At 65.0% G+C, this 17,871-nt stretch carries 17 protein-coding genes and 1 pseudogene; 5 read left to right on the top strand and 13 right to left on the bottom strand.

Features of this window, described 5'->3' with window-relative positions; translation table 11 throughout:
- Positions 1-726 (top strand): annotated as a pseudogene (locus RSO41_RS18110) (ribonuclease E/G); the annotation flags it as partial.
- 121 nt (positions 727-847) lie between these two features.
- Here RSO41_RS18110 and RSO41_RS18105 read toward each other — a convergent pair.
- From RSO41_RS18105 to RSO41_RS18090, 4 genes are all read right to left on the bottom strand, one after another.
- Complete coding sequence (locus RSO41_RS18105) at positions 848-1,420, bottom strand: antibiotic biosynthesis monooxygenase (protein ID WP_315620662.1); 573 nt, start codon at positions 1,418-1,420, stop codon at positions 848-850.
- Between the two features lie 41 nt (positions 1,421-1,461).
- Positions 1,462-2,403, bottom strand: coding sequence for a pirin family protein (locus RSO41_RS18100; protein WP_315620661.1), 942 nt, complete (start codon positions 2,401-2,403; stop codon positions 1,462-1,464).
- Positions 2,404-2,468: 65 nt separating this feature from the next.
- Positions 2,469-3,092, bottom strand: coding sequence for an isochorismate family cysteine hydrolase YcaC (ycaC, locus tag RSO41_RS18095; RefSeq protein WP_315620660.1), 624 nt, complete (start codon positions 3,090-3,092; stop codon positions 2,469-2,471).
- Between the two features lie 242 nt (positions 3,093-3,334).
- Positions 3,335-4,207, bottom strand: coding sequence for a pirin family protein (locus RSO41_RS18090; RefSeq protein WP_315620659.1), 873 nt, complete (start codon positions 4,205-4,207; stop codon positions 3,335-3,337).
- 121 nt (positions 4,208-4,328) lie between these two features.
- On the opposite strand from RSO41_RS18090, the gene RSO41_RS18085 reads away from it, so the two are divergent.
- The gene (locus RSO41_RS18085) at positions 4,329-5,276 is read left to right on the top strand and encodes a LysR substrate-binding domain-containing protein (RefSeq protein ID WP_315620658.1); all 948 of its coding nucleotides are present in this window, start codon (positions 4,329-4,331) and stop codon (positions 5,274-5,276) included.
- Between the two features lie 98 nt (positions 5,277-5,374).
- On the opposite strand, the gene murB is transcribed toward RSO41_RS18085, so the two are convergent.
- From murB to RSO41_RS18050, 7 genes are read right to left on the bottom strand one after another with little or no spacing between them, the layout of a single operon-like run.
- A complete protein-coding gene (gene murB / locus RSO41_RS18080) occupies positions 5,375-6,400 on the bottom strand; it encodes a UDP-N-acetylmuramate dehydrogenase (protein ID WP_315620657.1) in 1,026 nt (341 codons plus the stop codon).
- On the bottom strand, positions 6,397-6,876 hold the full coding sequence (locus RSO41_RS18075) for a low molecular weight protein-tyrosine-phosphatase (RefSeq protein WP_315620656.1): 480 nt from the start codon (positions 6,874-6,876) through the stop codon (positions 6,397-6,399). Before RSO41_RS18075 ends, murB begins: the two co-directional genes overlap by 4 nt.
- On the bottom strand, positions 6,873-7,664 hold the full coding sequence (kdsB, locus tag RSO41_RS18070; protein WP_315620655.1) for a 3-deoxy-manno-octulosonate cytidylyltransferase: 792 nt from the start codon (positions 7,662-7,664) through the stop codon (positions 6,873-6,875). Before kdsB ends, RSO41_RS18075 begins: the two co-directional genes overlap by 4 nt.
- Before the next feature lie 10 nt (positions 7,665-7,674).
- Complete coding sequence (locus tag RSO41_RS18065; protein ID WP_315620654.1) at positions 7,675-7,884, bottom strand: Trm112 family protein; 210 nt, start codon at positions 7,882-7,884, stop codon at positions 7,675-7,677.
- A 54-nt stretch (positions 7,885-7,938) separates the two neighbouring features.
- Positions 7,939-8,931 carry a tetraacyldisaccharide 4'-kinase gene (lpxK, locus tag RSO41_RS18060; RefSeq protein ID WP_315620653.1) on the bottom strand — a complete coding sequence of 331 codons (993 nt, stop codon included), beginning with the start codon at positions 8,929-8,931 and terminating at the stop codon, positions 7,939-7,941.
- Positions 8,928-10,673, bottom strand: coding sequence for a lipid A export permease/ATP-binding protein MsbA (gene msbA, locus RSO41_RS18055; RefSeq protein ID WP_315620652.1), 1,746 nt, complete (start codon positions 10,671-10,673; stop codon positions 8,928-8,930). The genes lpxK and msbA overlap by 4 nt, the downstream gene beginning before the upstream one ends.
- Positions 10,670-13,009, bottom strand: coding sequence for a DNA internalization-related competence protein ComEC/Rec2 (locus RSO41_RS18050; RefSeq protein ID WP_315620651.1), 2,340 nt, complete (start codon positions 13,007-13,009; stop codon positions 10,670-10,672). The genes msbA and RSO41_RS18050 overlap by 4 nt, the downstream gene beginning before the upstream one ends.
- Positions 13,010-13,130: 121 nt before the next feature.
- On the opposite strand from RSO41_RS18050, the gene RSO41_RS18045 reads away from it, so the two are divergent.
- Entirely contained in the window at positions 13,131-13,790 is a 660-nt protein-coding gene (locus RSO41_RS18045) for a DUF2062 domain-containing protein (protein WP_315620650.1), read from the top strand.
- On the opposite strand, the gene RSO41_RS18040 is transcribed toward RSO41_RS18045, so the two are convergent.
- Positions 13,696-14,421 (bottom strand): ABC transporter ATP-binding protein, encoded by a 726-nt coding sequence (locus RSO41_RS18040; RefSeq protein WP_315620649.1) that lies wholly within the window; start codon positions 14,419-14,421, stop codon positions 13,696-13,698. The genes RSO41_RS18045 and RSO41_RS18040 overlap by 95 nt on opposite strands.
- Entirely contained in the window at positions 14,414-15,655 is a 1,242-nt protein-coding gene (locus tag RSO41_RS18035; RefSeq protein WP_315620648.1) for a lipoprotein-releasing ABC transporter permease subunit, read from the bottom strand. Before RSO41_RS18035 ends, RSO41_RS18040 begins: the two co-directional genes overlap by 8 nt.
- Before the next feature lie 144 nt (positions 15,656-15,799).
- On the opposite strand from RSO41_RS18035, the gene RSO41_RS18030 reads away from it, so the two are divergent.
- Complete coding sequence (locus RSO41_RS18030; RefSeq protein ID WP_315620647.1) at positions 15,800-16,858, top strand: agmatine deiminase family protein; 1,059 nt, start codon at positions 15,800-15,802, stop codon at positions 16,856-16,858.
- On the top strand, positions 16,855-17,757 hold the full coding sequence (locus tag RSO41_RS18025; RefSeq protein WP_315620646.1) for a carbon-nitrogen hydrolase: 903 nt from the start codon (positions 16,855-16,857) through the stop codon (positions 17,755-17,757). Before RSO41_RS18030 ends, RSO41_RS18025 begins: the two co-directional genes overlap by 4 nt.
- Positions 17,758-17,871: the final 114 nt, after the last annotated feature.

Below are 17,871 nucleotides of genomic sequence, written 5' to 3'. Positions count from 1 at the left end.
AAGCCCGAGACCGAAGCCCCTCAAGCCAAGACGTCGGAGGCTGAGTCGACCCAACAGTCGGAGAAGGTTCAGGCGCCGGCCGAGACCAAGGCGGCCGCTGATAAGCCGACCGAAACCGCCAAGTCAGAGGCAACCGCGTCCAAGGCGGAAACCAAGGCCGAAGAAAGCGCCAAGCCCGAGACCGAAGCCCCTCAAGCCAAGACGTCGGAGGCTGAGTCGACCCAACAGTCGGAGAAGGTTCAGGCGCCGACCGAGACCAAGGCGGCCGCTGATAAGCCGACCGGAACCGTCAAGTCCGAGGCTGAGACCAAGGCTGAAGAGAGTGCCAAGCCCAAGGCCACAGCACCTCAGGACAAGGCGCCTCAAGCCGAGTCGACCGGGCAGCCGGAGAAGGCTCAGGCGCCGACCGAGGCCAAGGCGGTCACCAACCAGCCGGCCGAAACCGCCAAGTCCGAGGCAACCGCGCCCAAGACTGGGGCCAAGGCCGAAGAAAGCGCCAAGCCCGAGACCGAAGCACCGCGGGCCGAAGCGCCTCAAGCCAAGACGTCGGAGGCTGAGTCGACCCGGCAGCCGGAGAAGGCTCAGGAGCCGGCCGAGACCAAGGAGCAAACGGCAACGGAAAGTGCGTCCGAATCCAGGCGCCGCCGTCGCCGGGCCCATAATGATCCTCGGGAAATCCGTCGACGCGAAAAGGAAGCCAAGCGCCAGGAAGGCGGCCAGGGCTGACCCCACCGGGCTTCCATGACGAAAAACGCCCATGGCCATCTGGTCACGGGCGTTTTTCATTCAAGGGACTTTCGAAATACGCTCGACGGCTGAAAATCCACTCGGAATGCTGCCATGCACCTCACCGAAACATCCAACCCGCTACGAGGCGTACGACCCGCGGCATCACGACATAGACGACAAGGCCCACGATCGTGGCCGCGAACAGCCCGTTGCGCACTCCCCAGATGTCGAGTTGCGGGATGAATGACAGGACAGGCTGCCAGAGAATCGGCACGATCATGGTCAGCGGCCAGATCACCGCCGTGGTGACCACCCATTGCTTCCAGCGCACGGGCTGCTGGCGCTTCGCTGCAGGAGCCGTGAACCAGTAATCGATGCCACTATGAATCTCGATGGCTTCCTCCTGCTGCAAGGCAGGCCGGATCTCCTCGATGAGCCGACGGCGCTCCTCGGAATGGCGCCAGCGATCGGCTTCGTCTTCCGTGGCAAAACGCAGTGCGATCTCGTAATCCTGGCTGCCTGCCGGCGGTCGCATCACATGTACGCCTTGATGGCCGCAGTAACGACCGGCCACGTCGATGATGCGGCGTAGCCAGTCTTCATAGCGTTCGATGGCATCGGGATTCACCCGATGCTGGATACGAAGGGTGATACTGCTCCCCGAGGAGGAGGAGATGGAAGATGACGTCATGGACATGGTCGTCACTCGATGAGGAAAATGGCGTAACGGAATCACGACGCCCAGGGCAACGGCGGCGGCATCAGTCGCTCGCCATCGTAGCCTTCTATGGTACCGAAGCGTTCATGTCCCGCTTCCCAGTCACGCTGGGCCTGGATGATCTCCGCCCGGCTGTGACCGACGAAGTTCCACCAGATCAGTATTTCCTCGCCGAGCGGCTCTCCCCCTACCAGGATGGCACGTCCCCCGGCCGGAAGAGACAGGGTGACGGATGAGCGACCACGCCCCAGATAGGCCATTTCATTCGCCGAGAAAACATCCCCCTCGATATCCAGGGAACCTTCCAGCGGCATGATGCCGTACTCGAAGTCCTCTCGCAGCGACAACGACAGCGTGGCACCTTCACGGCAAGCCAGGTCGACGCCGACCAGCTCCGAAAAAGCAAGGGTCGGCGCACGCCGGCCCTCGAACTCCCCGGTCAGCAAGGTATGTTCGACGCCTTGTGACGTCCAGCCGGGTAGATCGGGGTAATGGTCGAAGCGCGGCTCGGCCTGTCGATGCGCATCGGGCAAGGCGATCCACAACTGGGCGGCATGCAGGTGCGTCTCGCCGGAAATCGATTCTTCGGTATGGCTGATTCCCCGCCCTGCCGTCATCAGGTTGACCTGGCCGGGACGGATCACTTGTTCGTTGCCCAGACTGTCACGGTGCAGCACCTTGCCTTCGATCATCCAGGTAAAAGTCTGAAGACCGATGTGTGGATGCGGACCGACACGCAAGCCGCCGGCGTCCCCCTTGAAGACGGCGGGACCCGCATGATCCAGAAAGCACCAGGCCCCCACCAGGCGCCGGTGGCGGGACGGCAGCACCCGGTTCACCTCGATACCACCGACATCGGCAGTGCGCGGTGACACATGCTGTACCTGGCGCTTGCCCTCGATGACCGGGCAATCCATCGAGGATGCCACCTCACGATCGTCCACCTGTGTGCTCATGATGCTACCCCCCTTTCGTCCGATAATCGGGAAAGGCTCGACCCCGAAGGGCCGAGCCTGACGCGTCAGGATCTCGCCTGTTGAGCATAGCTCTGCATGAGGTTGGAGTAGGCCGGCAGATGGCTGGCCAGCAGCCCCCCGAACCCTTCGATGTCGTTGCGCCAGTCACGATGCAGCTCGCCACCGACAGCGAACCAGGTCATCAACTGGGCACCGGCCTGGGACATGCGATTCCAGGCCGCATCCCGTGTCGTCTGGTTGAAGGTGCCCGAGGCATCGGTGACCACGAACACCTCATAGCCTTCCTCCAGTGCCGAGAGCACCGGAAAGGCCACACAGACCTCGGTCACGACCCCGGCAATGAGCAGTTGCTTCTTGCCGGTGGCCTTGATGGCATCGACGAAATCCTGATTGTCCCAGGCATTGATCTGTCCCGGGCGCGCAATATAAGGCGCGTTCGGGAATGCCTCCTTGAGCTCCGGCACCATGGGACCATTGGGGCCATCCTCGAAGCTCGTGGTGAGAATGGTCGGAATCTCGAAGAACTTGGCAATGTCGGCCAGAGCCAGCACATTGTTCTTGAAATCATCCGGGCTGAAGTCACGCGCCAGGGACAGAAGTCCTGCCTGGTGATCGACCATCAACAGTGCCACATCGTCCTTGTTCAATCGCTGATAGGTAAAGGACATGCTCATTCTCCTCTTGTGGCTGGAAATCCCGGCAACCCCGTCGGCTACCGGGCAACACGCCAGCGGCCGAGCCGCTATTGACCTGGTAATCCAATAGATCGTCCTGATCTATTGGATTGTCGCCCGCACCACGCTGGCGCAGAGGCGTGGATCTTCTGGTGTGGCGCGGGCTCGCGCCGGCCTGACGGCCGGCGGCGGCACGTCCCTGTGCCGCGATTCACTCGACATAAAAGCTTGCCGGGTTAATAGTCGCTCAGGACGCCATACCGACCGTCCTGAAATTCGCTGAAGGCCTGATGAATTTCCTCCGCGGAGGTCATGACAAAGGGGCCGTGGCCCACGACGGGCTCGTCGATGGGTTCACCGCTCAGCAGCAGCAACCTGGCATCGTTATTGGCCTCGAGGTGCAACGCCTCGCCACGCCGCTCAAAGACCGCCACGGCCTCATCGCGCACGACCGTATCGCCGTTGACGAGCACGGTACCGTCCAGCACGACCAGCAGGGTCGTGTGGCCATCGGGCACGGACATTGCCGCATCCCCGCCGGCAACAAGCCGAATGTCCCACATGTTGACCGCCGTGAACGTTTGGGCCGGTCCCTGATGCCCAGCATAGTTGCCGGCCACGACACGTACCTCTCCGCTCTTCCCCGCCAGCGGCACGCGAGGAATATCCGCCTCGAGAAGGGTTTGATAAGCTGGAGGCGCCTCTTTGTGGCGGGCTGGCAGGTTGACCCATAACTGCACCATCTCGAGCAGACCGCCGCTTTCGGTAAAGGCCTGCGAGTGGAACTCCTCGTGGACGATTCCGGCACCGGCCGTCATCCATTGGACATCCCCCTTGCCGATGCGACCGCCGCCGCCCGAAGAATCCCGATGCTCGAGTTCCCCTTCGTAGACGAGCGTGACGGTTTCAAAGCCACGGTGGGGATGCGCCCCCACACCCCGCGGCGTCGTGCCTGGCTGAAACGTATGGGGCCCCGCATGGTCGAGCAGCAGAAATGGACTGAGATGCTGTGCTCCCATGCGGTCATAGGTGAACAAGGAGCGCACGGGAAAGCCGTCTCCGACCCAGTGTCCTCGGGGAGCGCCGTATACACCCTGGATCTTCTTCATCGTCGGACTCCTGTTTGGTGAAGGAGGCATGAAGCCTCGATGACCAGAAGGCTATTTCAAGAACGAAGATCCATCTAGACGGCTTTTTCGGGAATGACCGTCCCAATTATAGGACGACAAGATGCAAGACCTCAACGATCTCTATTACTTTGTCCAGGTCGTGGATCACGGCGGTTTCGCCCCTGCCGGCCGGGCACTCGGAATTCCAAAGTCGAAGCTCAGCCGTCGCATCATCCAGCTCGAGGAGCGCCTGTCGACGCGGCTGATCAACCGTTCGACACGACGCTTCTCCGTCACCGAGCTGGGACAGGCCTATTACCGGCACTGTGTCGCGATGCTGGTGGAGGCCGAGGCCGCCGAGGAGCTGATCGAGCGCAACCATGCACAACCACGGGGCACAGTGAAGCTCAGTTGCTCACCGAGCGTATTGCACTATCTGATTACCCCGTTGCTGGTCCGCTTCATGAGCCATTGCCCGCACGTCAATGTGCAGGTGGAGGCCACCAGCCGGCGAGTCGATGTGATCAAGGAAGGCTTCGATCTGGCAATCAGGATACGCTTCCCTCCCCTGGAGGATAGCGACCTGACCATGAAAGTACTGGCCAGAAGCCCTCAACGACTGATGGCGGCCCCGAGTCTCGTCGAACGCTACCCCGTTCCCGAAACGCCGGCCGATCTCCGGGCTCTACCCAGCCTGGATTTTGCGCAATACGACAAGCAGCATGTCTGGGACCTGGTCGGTCCGGAGGGTGCCACGGCCCAGATTCCCCATCACCCACGCCTGGTCACGGACAGCGCCGAGACGCTGCATCAGGCCGCCCTGGCAGGACACGGCGTCGTCAAGCTGGCCATGTTGGTCGGCCACAGCGACCTGGCCAGGCATGACTTGATCGACGTCCTGCCCGGCTGGGAACCCCGGGGCGGCATCCTGCATGCGGTATTTCCCTCGCGCCGAGGCCTGCTGCCCGCCGTGCGTGCCTTCCTGGATTTTCTGGACGAACACATCGAGGAGGAGGACTTCTTGACCTTCCAGCATGGGGAGACGGGAGAGCGATGGGAGGAGGGCTAGAGCCGGCAAGCGACGGCCATGACAGAGATCTGGCCCGAGTCCCCGGCCACGATCGATGTTCTGTACCTGAGCCGGGCGACGGCTGCCGGGACATGCCGTCATTTTCCCGTGTCCGCTTCTCCCAGCAGACGTGGCTCTCGTTCGAGGGAAACATCGAAGGTGCTCTGTACCCGTTTGGCCACCTCGGCCGCCACCTCCAGCAGCTCCTCGACGGTCCCCCCGCCATGGTGCACCAGCACCAGGGCCTGTCGGTCATGGACACCGAAATGCCCATGCCGCCATCCTTTCAGGCCACACCGATCGATCAGCCAGCCCGCCGCCAGTTTGACGCCGGCGGCCTGGGGGAATTGCGGCATGTCCGGATACTCGGCATGCAGCGCCGCAGCGTGTTCGGGCGATACAAGGGGATTCTTGAAGAAGCTCCCGGCATTGCCGAGTCGGGCCGGATCCGGCAGTTTCTCGCGTCGCACGGCGCTGACGGCCTCGGCGACCTCGAGTGATGAAGGCGTCGCGGAAACGCGTTGCGACAGATCCCCGTAACCCAGGCGCGGCGCCGCATGGCGTGACAGCCGCAGGACCAGCCCGATGATCGCCACTCGCCCGGCCAGTTCACGCTTGAAGATGCTGTCGCGATAGCCGAAGGCGCACTCATCGGGCGTCATCGTCGTCTCGCGTCCATCTTCAAGCGATACCACGCGAACGCTTTCCAGCACCTCGTGAAGTTCCACGCCATAGGCCCCGATATTCTGGATCGGCGCCGCCCCGCAGTGGCCGGGAATCAACGCCAGATTCTCGACGCCCCACAGGCCGCGGCGTGCCAGCGCCATCACCAGGTCATGCCACACCACACCGGCATCGACATGCACCAGTACCTCCCGCTCCCGCTCTTCCAGCCACCAGTCTGCCATCGCCGGCTGGATGACCAGGCCCGACAGGGTCGCCGGCAGGATCACGTTGCTGCCGCCACCGAGCAGCAGGGGCCGGCATTGCTGCCGCTCGGCCAGCGCCAGTGCCTCCGCCAGTTGTTCCGGCGACGCAGGGGCAACGAAGCGCTCGACACGACACGGCAGCCCCAGGGTATTGAAGCGGGAAAGGTCGTGATCGCACCTGACATCCAGGCTCAAGACGACGTCTCCAGGCGCTCTCGTATACTGTCCAGCAGGCCCCGAGAGGCGGCTTCCAGAAGGTCCATCATGTCCTCGAAGCCTCGCTCCCCGCCGAAGTAGGGGTCGGGGACCGGCGTGTCGGGTAGACCGGCGAACGCCAGGAACAACCCGACATGCGCCCGACAGTCCGCTGGGCACTGAGCCTGCAGGGCGGCCAGGTTGTCCTCGTCCATGGCCAGCAGATAGTCGAAGCGCTCGAAATCGGCCGCCTCGAGCTGCCGCCCGCGTAGCCCACCGATATCCAGGCCACGACGCGACGCCGCCTTGCGGGCACGCGGATCGGGCGCCTCCCCGACATGCCAGGGGCCGACCCCGCAGGAGTCGATCTCGACACGATCGGCCAGGCCGGCCTCGTCGAGCATCTGACGAAACATGCCTTCGGCAGTGGGCGAGCGACAGATATTGCCGAGGCAGACGAAGAGTATCCGGATCATGTCGCGTCCTCTCCCTGGCCACGCAGCCACTCGCGCACTTGCTCGAGATCCTCGGCCGTATCCACGCCGGGCGGATTGGGTTCCCGAGCCAGGCCGACCTGAATGGCATGACCATGATGCAGGGCCCTCAACTGCTCGAGCTGTTCGAGCTGCTCCAAGGGCGACGGCGCCCAGTCACGATATTCGGCGAGAAAACTCGCGCGATAGGCATAGATGCCGATATGCCTCAGCCAGGCATCGGTCCGGAGTCGTTCGGGGCGCTTGGCGAAGGCGTCTCTATCCCAGGCCTCTCTATTCCAGGGGATGGGCGCCCGCGAGAAGTACAGCGCCCTGCCCGACGCCGTGCGTACCACCTTCACGGCATTGGGATTGAACAGCGTCTCGACATCGGTGATCGGCTCGGCAAGCGTGGCGATGGAGGCGCCGGGATCGTCGAATAGCCGCATGGCCACCTGATCGATCAGGGCCGGCGGAATCAGGGGCTCGTCGCCCTGAACATTCACCAGCACGGCATCGCCGGGCAGTGCCAGCCGCTCGGCCACCTCGGCCAGGCGGTCGGTTCCCGAAGGATGGTCGTCACGGGTCATCACCACCTCGGCATCCCGGCCATCGAAGGCGGTGCGGATACGCTCGTCGTCGGTGGCCACCACTACCCGGGCGGCAGCACTGGCACAGGCACGGCGCCAGACGTGAGCGACCATCGGCTCTCCGGCGATATCCAGCAGCGGCTTGCCCGGCAGGCGTGTGGAAGCGAAACGCGATGGAATCACGGCGATGAAATCCTGCATTCCTCTCCCCTCAGGCTTCGCCATGGCGTCCCGGAGACGCCGGCAGCTTCTCGTCGACATCCATCTGCCTGGCCTCGTCGGGTAGCATGACCGGGATCCCATCACGCACGGGATACGCCAGGCCATCATAGCGGCACAATAGCTCGTCGGCCTCGCGGTCGTATTTCAGCTTGCCCTTGCACAGTGGGCATACCAGCATCGCCAGCAGTTCCTTGTCCATGTCGTCGCCTCCATGAGCGATTTCGTCAGCCATTTCAGAGCATGGCACGGAGATTCATGACATCGCCAGACGCGCGTCCAGCCAGTCGACGAAGGCCGGTTCGGGCACCGCTTCCACATCCAGGCTCCAGGCCTCGGCGATCAGCCCCCGACACTTGACCGCATCCTTGGCGGTCATCACCACCGGTCGGTCGTCGTCGAAGGCCAGATCAACGGCGGTGAACCGGTGGTGATCGCCGAAGGCATGGGCCTCAAACTCGACACCGAGTTCACGCAATGTCTCGAAGAAGCGCGCCGGCCGGCCGATACCGGCCAGGGCGTGCACCGGCCCGGTGAAGGGAAGCGGCGACAGGCTCCGTCGACGCCCATCACCCAGAGCACGCCAGGCGACAGGCGTCAGGTGCATGGCATGGCCGGACGCCAATGTCTGCTGATGCATCCGACCGTTGACCATCACCGCGTCCACGCTCGCAAGACGCTCGGCGGGCTCACGCAAGGGGCCAGCCGGCAGGCAGTGCCCGTTGCCCAGGCCGCGATGACCATCGACCACCACGATCTCCAGATCACGGCCCAGTGCCAGGTGTTGAAGCCCATCGTCGCTGATCAGGATGTCGCAACCCGCCTCCAGCAAACGACGCCCGCCCCGAGGCCGGTCCGGGTCGACCACCACGGGACAGCCGGTCTGGTCGGCCAGCATGCGCGGCTCGTCGCCGCTCTCCGCGACCGACGTGTCCGCCTCGAGATACAGGGGATACCGATCGGACCGACCGCCGTAGCCCCGCGACAGGATCCCCGGCGTCCACCCCGCCTCGCCGAGGTGGCGCGCCAGCCAGGCCACCAACGGCGACTTGCCGGTTCCCCCGAGGGTAATGTTGCCCACCACGACCACCGGCACCGGCGCACGCCATACCGCCCGCCGCCCGTTGGCGTAGGCTCGTGCCCGGCGACGCATCACACAGCGATAGAGCGCCTCCAGAGGGCGCAGCGCCATGAGCCAGCGCTCACCGCCATAGGCCGCTTCCAGCCAGCGCTCGGCGAGCGATCTCATGCTGGCTCGCTCTCCCGAAACTGCAGACGATGCAGGGCCGCGTAGGCGCCATCCCGGGCCAGCAGCTCGGTATGGCTACCCTGCTCGACGATCTCGCCGGCTTCCATCACCAGGATGCGGTCGGCACGCTCGATGGTCGACAGGCGATGGGCGATGACGAAGGTGGTACGGTCGCGACACACTTCTTCCAGGGCGGCCTGGATGTAGCGCTCCGATTCGGTGTCCAGTGCCGAGGTGGCCTCGTCCAGCACCAGCAGTGGCGCATCCTTGAAGATTGCCCGGGCAATGGCCAGGCGCTGACGCTGCCCCCCCGACAGCATGACACCATTCTCTCCCACCACGGTGTCATAGCCTTCCGTCAGGCCTTCGATGAACTCGTGGGCATGGGCGGCACGAGCGGCAGCCTCGATGGCTGCCGGGTCGGCATGCTCCAGGCCATAGGCAATATTGTCGGCGATACTCGCGTTGAACAGCGTGACCTGTTGGGACACCAGGGCGATGCAGCGACGCAGCGGTGCCAATCGGTACGTCTCGAGCGGCACGTCATCGATCAGGATGCGGCCCGCCGTGGGACGATAGAAACGGGGCAACAGGCCCATCAGGGTCGACTTGCCGCTGCCCGATCGACCGACGATGGCGACCATCTCGCCCGGCGACACCTCCAGGTCGATGCCCTTGAGCACCTCGGGTTGATCACTGCCATAGGCGAATCGTACGCCCTCGAAGCGCACGCGCCCTTCCAGGCGACCCGGCTCTCGATCGCCCGAGTCTTCCTCGGGGGCTTCCTCGAGCAGGCCGAACAGCTCGCCGGCTGCGGCGATCCCCTTCTGCACGGTGGCATTGATCTCGGTGAGCTGGCGTACCGGCTTGGCCATCAGGGAGGCGGCGGTAATGAACGCCACGAACTCGCCGGGCGTCATGTCCGCCATCAGCGCCGGCGACATGGCGAGCCATACCAGTGCCGCCAGGGCGAACGCCACCAGCAGTTGAATGACCGGCGTGCTGGTGGCCTTCGTCAGGGCCTCCTTCATGCTCTGGCGACGGTTGACCTCACTGGCCGCGGCGAAGCGTGCCTTCTCGTAGGACTCGGCACCATGGGTGCGCACCACCCGATAACCGGACAGGGCTTCGGACGCCACATGGGTCACGTCCCCCATGGAGCGCTGGATTCGCTGCGAGATGCGCCGAAACCGCTTGCTGGCATAACTGACCACACCGCCGATGATCGGCGTCACGGCGAGGAACAGCAGCGTCAGCATCCAGTTGGTCCACAACAGGTAGGCGATCAGCCCGAGCACGAAGAGCCCTTCACGCAGCAGGATAGTGATCGCCTTGGTCGCGGCGCCGGTCACCTGTTCCACATGGTAGGTCACACGCGAGATCAGATGCCCGGAGGAATGTGCATCGAAGAAGCGACCGGGCAGATGCAGCATGTGATTGAAGACATCACAGCGCAGCGCATGCACCAGGTTGCGAGCCACATGGCTCATGAAATAGGTGCCGAGGAAGGTTCCCAGCCCACGACAGGCGAACATGCCCACCACAAACAGGGGGAGCCATAGCCGAAAGGCGGCATCCGGGTTCTGGATACCGTCGATCAGCCGTTTCATCATCTCGGCCAGCGCCGTGCTCGAGGCTGCATAGAGCAGGTAGCCCACAATGGCCAAGGCGAAGGCTCGCCAGTGAGGCCTGACGTAACCCAGCAGACGCTTGTAGAGGGTCCAACCGGAGTATTCGGTCACGGTGACTCCGCTTCGGTGGATGGCGGCACGGGCGAGCCCGGCATCGTTGCAGGCGATTCTAACGCAAGGCAGCCCGGGCCGACACCGCCGGACCGCCGGGGGAGAGGCCGCGCCGCGATGATGCGCGGGTCCTCGTACTCCCCAAGCGTCAGGGTCAAGGCACCATCCTGGGCCGTGTTCCACAGACAGGTGCCGGCATTCCGGAAACGCCGCACCACCTCGGCGGCAGGATGCCCGAAGCGACTGCCACGTGCCGCACTGAAGAGGACCGCCCCGGGCGACAGTCGATTCACCAGGGAAGGCCCGGAGCTGGTTCGGCTGCCATGATGCCCCGCCACCAGCACCGTGACCGGTCCCGAGATATCCCTCAGGAAGCTGCGCTCGACCCGTCGGCCGACGTCGCCGGGTATCAGCAACTGTTGCTCCCCAGCGGTGATCAGCAAGACACAGGAGCGATCATTGTCGGACAGCCCCTCGACTCGAGACGGCGGCCAGAGAAAACGGAATTCGACACCGTCGCGCTGCCAGACCCGACCCGCTCGGCAAGGGGCCGCCTTGACCGGCAACGCTTCGCCCGGAGGCGCCAGGTAACGCCCGACGGTGTGCTCGGCGCCGAGAGCCGCCAGGCCTCCGGCATGATCCCGGTCACCATGACTGACGATGACATCGTCGAATACCTGACCGGGTGCCCAGAGCGTCTCGAGCGGCATAAAACCTGAGCCGAAACGCGGCCCGGTATCCACCAGGACGCGATAACCGGTGGTACGCAGCTCCACCAACTGCCCCTGGCCGACATCATACACCCGCGCCCAGAGCGTGCCTCGGGCCGGCTCCGCGACCGGCAACCCGATGCTGCCGGCCACCAGCACCAGGGTACCGACCTGACGCCAACGCCGATCCAGGCCCGGCAAGGCCCAGAGCACACTGACAAGGCCCAGACCAATGGCCAGGGGCCAACGCTGTTCCGGTGGCGGCTGCCAGAGCGGCATGATCGCCACGGCGGCGTCCAGGATGGCGGCCAGCCCCTGGGTCAATCCGGCGAACAGGCTCCAGCAGGCCATCGAGAGCCCCGGTATCCAGGCCAGCAGCCAGCCTGCCAGCCCCAGGGGCACCATCAGGCTACTGACCAACGGTACGGCAACCAGATTGACCAGCGGCGCGGCCGGCGCGAGCCGACCGAACGCCAACAGCACGGCCGCCCCCATGACCGGCGCCAGCAGCCACTGAGTACGGACCAGGGCCAGGCACCAGCCACGCACGCCTCGAGGTCTCGCCCTTCCCTGCCAGATCAGGATCAACAACGCCACGGCGAGAAAGGAGAGCCACAACCCCGGCCGCCAGGCAGATAGCGGATCGAGCAGCAGGACCAGCGCCAGTGCCAGCCACCAAGCCTGCCAGGTGCCCGGTGCGTGTCGACCGCTGGCGACCCAGAGCCCGATCAGCGTCATGACCAGGGCACGCAATGCCGGTGGCTCCAGGCCCGCCAGAACGGCATAGCCAGTGGCGGCCATGCCAGCGAGCCACCAGGGCCAGATCGCCATGCGCCAGCCCCCCGGTGACAGACCACGCGCCAGCAGGCGTGACACCCCCAGCGCGAAGGCAGCCACCAGGCCGATATGCAGGCCGGAGATCACCACCAGATGCGTTGTGCCGCTGGCATTGAGCAGCTCCCAGTCCTGCCTCTCGAGTCGCCGTTCCGCCCCGAGGGTCAAGGCCGCCAGCCAACGCGCAGCCCGTGGCGCCAGCGCTTGAGCATCGAGATGTGTCAGGGCCAGCTCACGCACCGACGCACCGCCCTCGGACAACCGTTGTGCGGCCGGCGACTGACGCAGATAACCGGTGGCCTGGATTCCCTCGCGCCAGAGCCAACCACGGTAGTCGAAGGTTCCCGGGTTGGCGAACCCCGAAGGCGGCCGCAGGCGGGCCGTCAATCGCCAGCGTTCCCCCGCCTGGATATCCGGCCCCTGGTAGACACTCAGGCGTGCTCGGGACAGGTCATCACAAGGGGGCAACCCGAATGCCAGCGGCCGGCAGGCGTCGACCGACAGATCGAGGCGCGCCGTCCCGGCCTGGCGAGAAACGTCGAGCACTCGCGCGTCGAGACGCACGTCCTGGCGGCTCAGGCCCGGCGCCAGCTCACCGCCGGCCACCAGCAATATTCGTACGGCCACGAGCATCGCCACCGCCATCAGCAGAGCCGCACGCCCGCGACGCCACACCAGGCACCAGAGGCCGATGACCCCCACCCCCTGCAGCCACACCGTCGTGGCGAAAGCCCCCATCGATACGCCCGCCAGGGCAGCGAGCGCCAGGGGCATGGCCCATCCCTGTCTCATTCCGTCATCCCTGAACGGCCCACGACATCCGCATGCGTCGCATCGTCCACCAGAGTAGCGTGGCGAGGCACATGGCTTGTATGGATAATAGCCCCTGTTTCGAAGCCGCGAGCCTCTCGTCATGCCGCGCCGACTCCTGCAGCGCTACCTGCCACATCCCGATACGCTCAGGCGCCAACGCTCGCTGCGCTTTCTGGGCCAGTTGATCGGCAATCCTTCGTTATGGATGCTATCCCGGCGCAGCGTGGCCAATGCCTTCTTCGTGGGGCTCTCTTGCGCGCTGCTGCCGATTCCCTTCCAGATGGCCCTGGCAGCACTGGGTGCCTGGCTCATGCGCGCCAACCTGCCGCTGTCCGTGGGGCTGGTGTGGATCACCAACCCGCTGACCATGCCGCTGATCTTCTACGGGAACTATCGACTCGGCGCCTGGCTGCTGGACAGCCCGATACGGGCGGCACCGGACCGCCTGTCGACCCGCTGGATCGCCGAGAAGACCCTCGACATCCTGCCGGCCCTGGCACTCGGCTCGCTGGTGGCGGCGGTGGTCTGCGGCATCGCCGGCAGCCTGATCATCCGGCTACTGTGGCGTTGGCAGGTGGTGCGAAGCTGGAAGCGCCGTGCCGCACGGCGACGGCACCTCCGGAAGATGGAGCGGCCGACGGACGGGCCACCCCTGAAGGACAAGATCAGTCGGGGGAAGCGTCGTCGGCCAGACGACCGCCGTCCAGACGCAGGACGCGATCCTGATGCGCGGCCAGACCCGGATCATGGGTCACGATGACGAAGGCGCATGCCGCCGTGCTGGACAGCTCATCCATCAGCGCCAGGATGCTCGCCGCCGTCGACTGATCGAGATTGCCGGTGGGCTCATCCATCAATACCAGGCTCGGATCGGTCACCAGGGCCCTGGCGATGGCCACCCGCTGACGTTCCCCGCCGGACAGTTCCCCGGGCTTGTGAGCGGCCCGTTCCCGCATGCCGACCCGCGCCAGGATCTCCATGGCCCGTGTCTCGGCCTCGCGCTTGCGCTGGCCACGCACGATCAGTGGCAAGGCGGCGTTCTCCAGGGCGGTGAATTCAGCGAGCAAGTGGTGAAACTGATAGACGAAGCCGATATGGCGATTGCGAAAGCGGCCCAGCGCCGCATCGCCCATGGTGTGCAGCACCTCGCCGGCAACACGTACCTCGCCATGGCTGGGCCGATCCAGCCCGCCCAGCAGGTTGAGCAGGGTCGTCTTGCCCGACCCCGAGCTGCCCACCACGGCGACCCGTTCGCCGGCCCGCACATCGAGTTCCAGGGCATCCAGTACGGTGAGGTCTCGCGGCCCCTCGCGATAGGTCCTCGTCAGCTCGCGGCACGCCAGCATCACCTCGCCCGCTACCGTGTCTCGAGTCATGGCCGTGTCACTCATAGCGCAGCACCTCCGCGGGTTGGACCCTGGCGGCGCGCCAGGCCGGATAAAGTGTCGACAGAAACGTCAGGGCGAAGGCCGCCATCACGATGTTGCCGACATCGGACCACAGCAGCTGCGAGGGCAGTTCGCTGATGAAATAGACACCGGCGTCGAGGAAGTGGATACCGAAGGTCGATTCGACGAAAGCGATGATGTCGGACACGGTCAGGGCCAGCACAACGCCCAGCCCCACCCCGATCAGAATGCCGATCACGCCGATTGCCAGTCCCTGGACCATGAAAATGCCCATGATCGAACGTGGCGTGGCGCCGATGGTGCGCAGTATGGCGATATCGGCATGCTTGTCGGTGACCACCATCACCAGGGTCGAGACGATATTGAAGGCCGCGACCGCGATGATCACGGTGAGCAGCAGCGCGATCATGCGCTTCTCCATCTGGATCGCCTGGAAGAGGTTGCCCCGGGTGTAGGTCCAGTCGAGGCCTCGATAGCCCGCCCCGAGATCGTCGATGATCGACTGAGTCACACTGCCGGCCTTGAACAGATCGTCGAGTTCAAGGCGCAGCCCCCCGACGGCATTGCCCATCCGCGCCAGGGTCTGCATGTCCTCGATGTTGGCATAGGCCAGATTGGCGTCCAGGTCGGCGCCGACACTGAAGATGCCGCTGACCGTGAAGCGCTTGAGTCTGGGAAAGACGCCGGCCGGCGTGATCGATGCCTCGGGCACCAGCAGTGTCACGCTGTCGCCCACACCGACCCCGAGCTGGCGCGCCAGTACTTCGCCCAGCACGACATTCCAGTCGCCTGGCGCCAGATCGTCGAGACGCCCCCGCGTCATGTGCTCGTCGACGATCGACACACGACGCTCCCAGTCGGGTTCGATACCGTTGACCATGGCGCCGTGGTTACGTCCGTCCACCGCGAACATGCCTTGCTGCTCGATATAGGGCGCCGCGCCGATGACATGCTCGCGTTGCGTCAATTGCTCGGCGAGCGACGCCCACTCGGTCATGCCCGAGGGCTTCTCGATCTGGGTATGAGGCACCATCCCCAATATTCGGGTCCGCAACTCCCGGTCGAAGCCGTTCATCACGGAAAGCACGAGAATCAAGACCGCCACGCCCAGCGTCAGGCCCAGCATGGAGGTCAGGGAAATGAAGGAAATGAAGTGGTTACGCCGCTTGGCGCGAACATAGCGCAACCCGATCAGTAGTGGCAGACGATCCAGCATATCAGCGTTCCTTGTCGGCGGGCGCTCATGGTAAGGCTTTTTGAACCCGGCTGCATCGACCCGACCATGCATTTGCGCGATCCTTGCATCATCGGTGTCGCCGGCCTACATTCGCGCATTCCGACACCTCATGAGACCCGCCCCATGGTCAATCGCCTGCTGCCCGAATGGACACCCCAGGACGCCGTGCAACTGACCTGGCCAGGTCCCGACAGCGACTGGGGGCCCTTGCTGGAGCGCATCGAAGCGACGCTCGAGCGTCTGGTGACGGCCATCGCCCGCTATCAGGCGGTGCTGATCGCCGTACCCGACATCCCCACCCGGAACCGGCTGGCCGACCGTTTCGCCCGGCTCGGCATCTCCGAAGATCGCCTGTACCTGATGGTCGCCGAGACCGACGACACCTGGGCTCGCGACCATGGCCCCTTGACCGTCGAGCGGGATGGCGCCCCTCTGCTGCTGGATTATGCGTTCACCGGCTGGGGCGGCAAGTTCGACGCCTCCCGCGACGATGCTCTGACCCGATGCCTCCATGCCCTCGGCGCCTATGCCTGTCCGCTGCAACCTCGCCAGCTGGTCCTGGAAGGCGGCGCCATCGACACCGATGGCGAAGGCAGCCTGCTGACCACCGAGGCCTGCCTGCTCAACGACAATCGCAACCCTGGCCTCGGACGCCGGGACATCGAGGCACACCTGGCCGAGGACCTCGGCATCCGCCGGGTGCTCTGGCTGCGCCATGGCCACCTGGAAGGCGACGATACCGACAGCCATGTCGATACCCTGGCACGCTTCTGTGACCCTGCCACCATCGCCTACGTGCGATGCAACGACCCACAGGACCCTCATCACGCCGAACTCGCGGCCATGGAAAACGAGCTGCGGGCCTTGCGCCGCGCCGACGGCTCGCCCTATCGGCTGATCGCGCTACCCTGGCCGGCCCCCTGCCTCGATCCCGAGGATGGCCATCGACTGCCCGCCACCTACGCCAACTTCCTGGTCATCAACGGCGCGGTACTGGTACCGACCTACGGTGATGCCGCCGACACGACCGCCCTGGCGGCGCTCGGCGAGGCGTTTCCCGACCGTGACATCGTGCCCATCGATGCTTCTACACTGATCCGCCAGCATGGCAGCCTGCACTGTCTTGCCATGCAACTGCCACGCGGCACCCTCAACCGTCACCGCGCAGGAGAAGGCCCATGACACGCACCCTCAGGGTCGGCCTGGTCCAGCAGCCCGCCTGGCCCGACAAGTCCCGCAGCCTCGACGAAAGCGAAACCGGCATACGCGAGCTCGCCGCGGCCGGCGCCGAACTGGTGGTGCTTCAGGAACTGCACGCCACCCATTACTTCTGCCAGTACGAGGATCCCGACCTGTTCGATCTGGCCGAGCCCCTGGACGGCCCTACCGGACAACGCCTGGCCGCCCTGGCGGCAGCGCTCGATATCGTGCTGATGGGGTCCGTGTTCGAACGTCGTGCGCCGGGCCTCTACCACAATACCGCCGTGGTCTATGACGGCCAGCGTGGCCGAGTGGGGCACTACCGCAAGATGCATATCCCCGATGACCCGGGCTTCTACGAAAAATTCTATTTCACGCCCGGGGACCACGACGCGGATCGAGGCCAGGGGTTTGCCCCCATCGACACCTCGGTGGGACGACTCGGCGTGCTGGTGTGCTGGGATCAGTGGTATCCGGAAGCCGCCCGCCTGATGGCCATGGCCGGCGCCGAAGTACTGCTCTACCCCACCGCCATCGGCTGGCATCCGCCGGACGACGATGACGAGAAGGCCCGTCAGAAGGACGCCTGGACACTGATCCAGCGCAGTCATGCCGTGGCCAATGGCCTCCCGGTGATCGTGGCCAACCGGGTCGGCCACGAAGCCGACCGATCGGGCATCGGCCAGGGCATCGACTTCTGGGGCGGAAGCTTCATCTGCGGCCCCCAGGGAGAACTCCTGGCCCATGGCGGCGAACAGGCCGAGCGTCTGCTGGCTACTCTGGACATGGAACGTGGCGAAGAGACCCGACGCATCTGGCCCTTCCTCCGTGACCGACGTATCGACGCCTATGGGGATCTGGCCCGACGCTACCGAGACTAGCTACGTTACGCGCTGCGCGCGTAGTCGTGAGTGGTGAGCCGTAAGCCGTAAGCCGTAAGCCGTAAGCCGTAAGCCGTAAGCCGTAAGCCGTAAGCCGTAAGCCGAAAGCCGTAA

This window comes from Halomonas sp. I1 (assembly GCF_032334135.1).
In the GTDB taxonomy this organism is placed as follows: Bacteria; Pseudomonadota; Gammaproteobacteria; order Pseudomonadales; family Halomonadaceae; genus Halomonas.
This window is presented reverse-complemented; position numbering and strand designations above follow the sequence as displayed.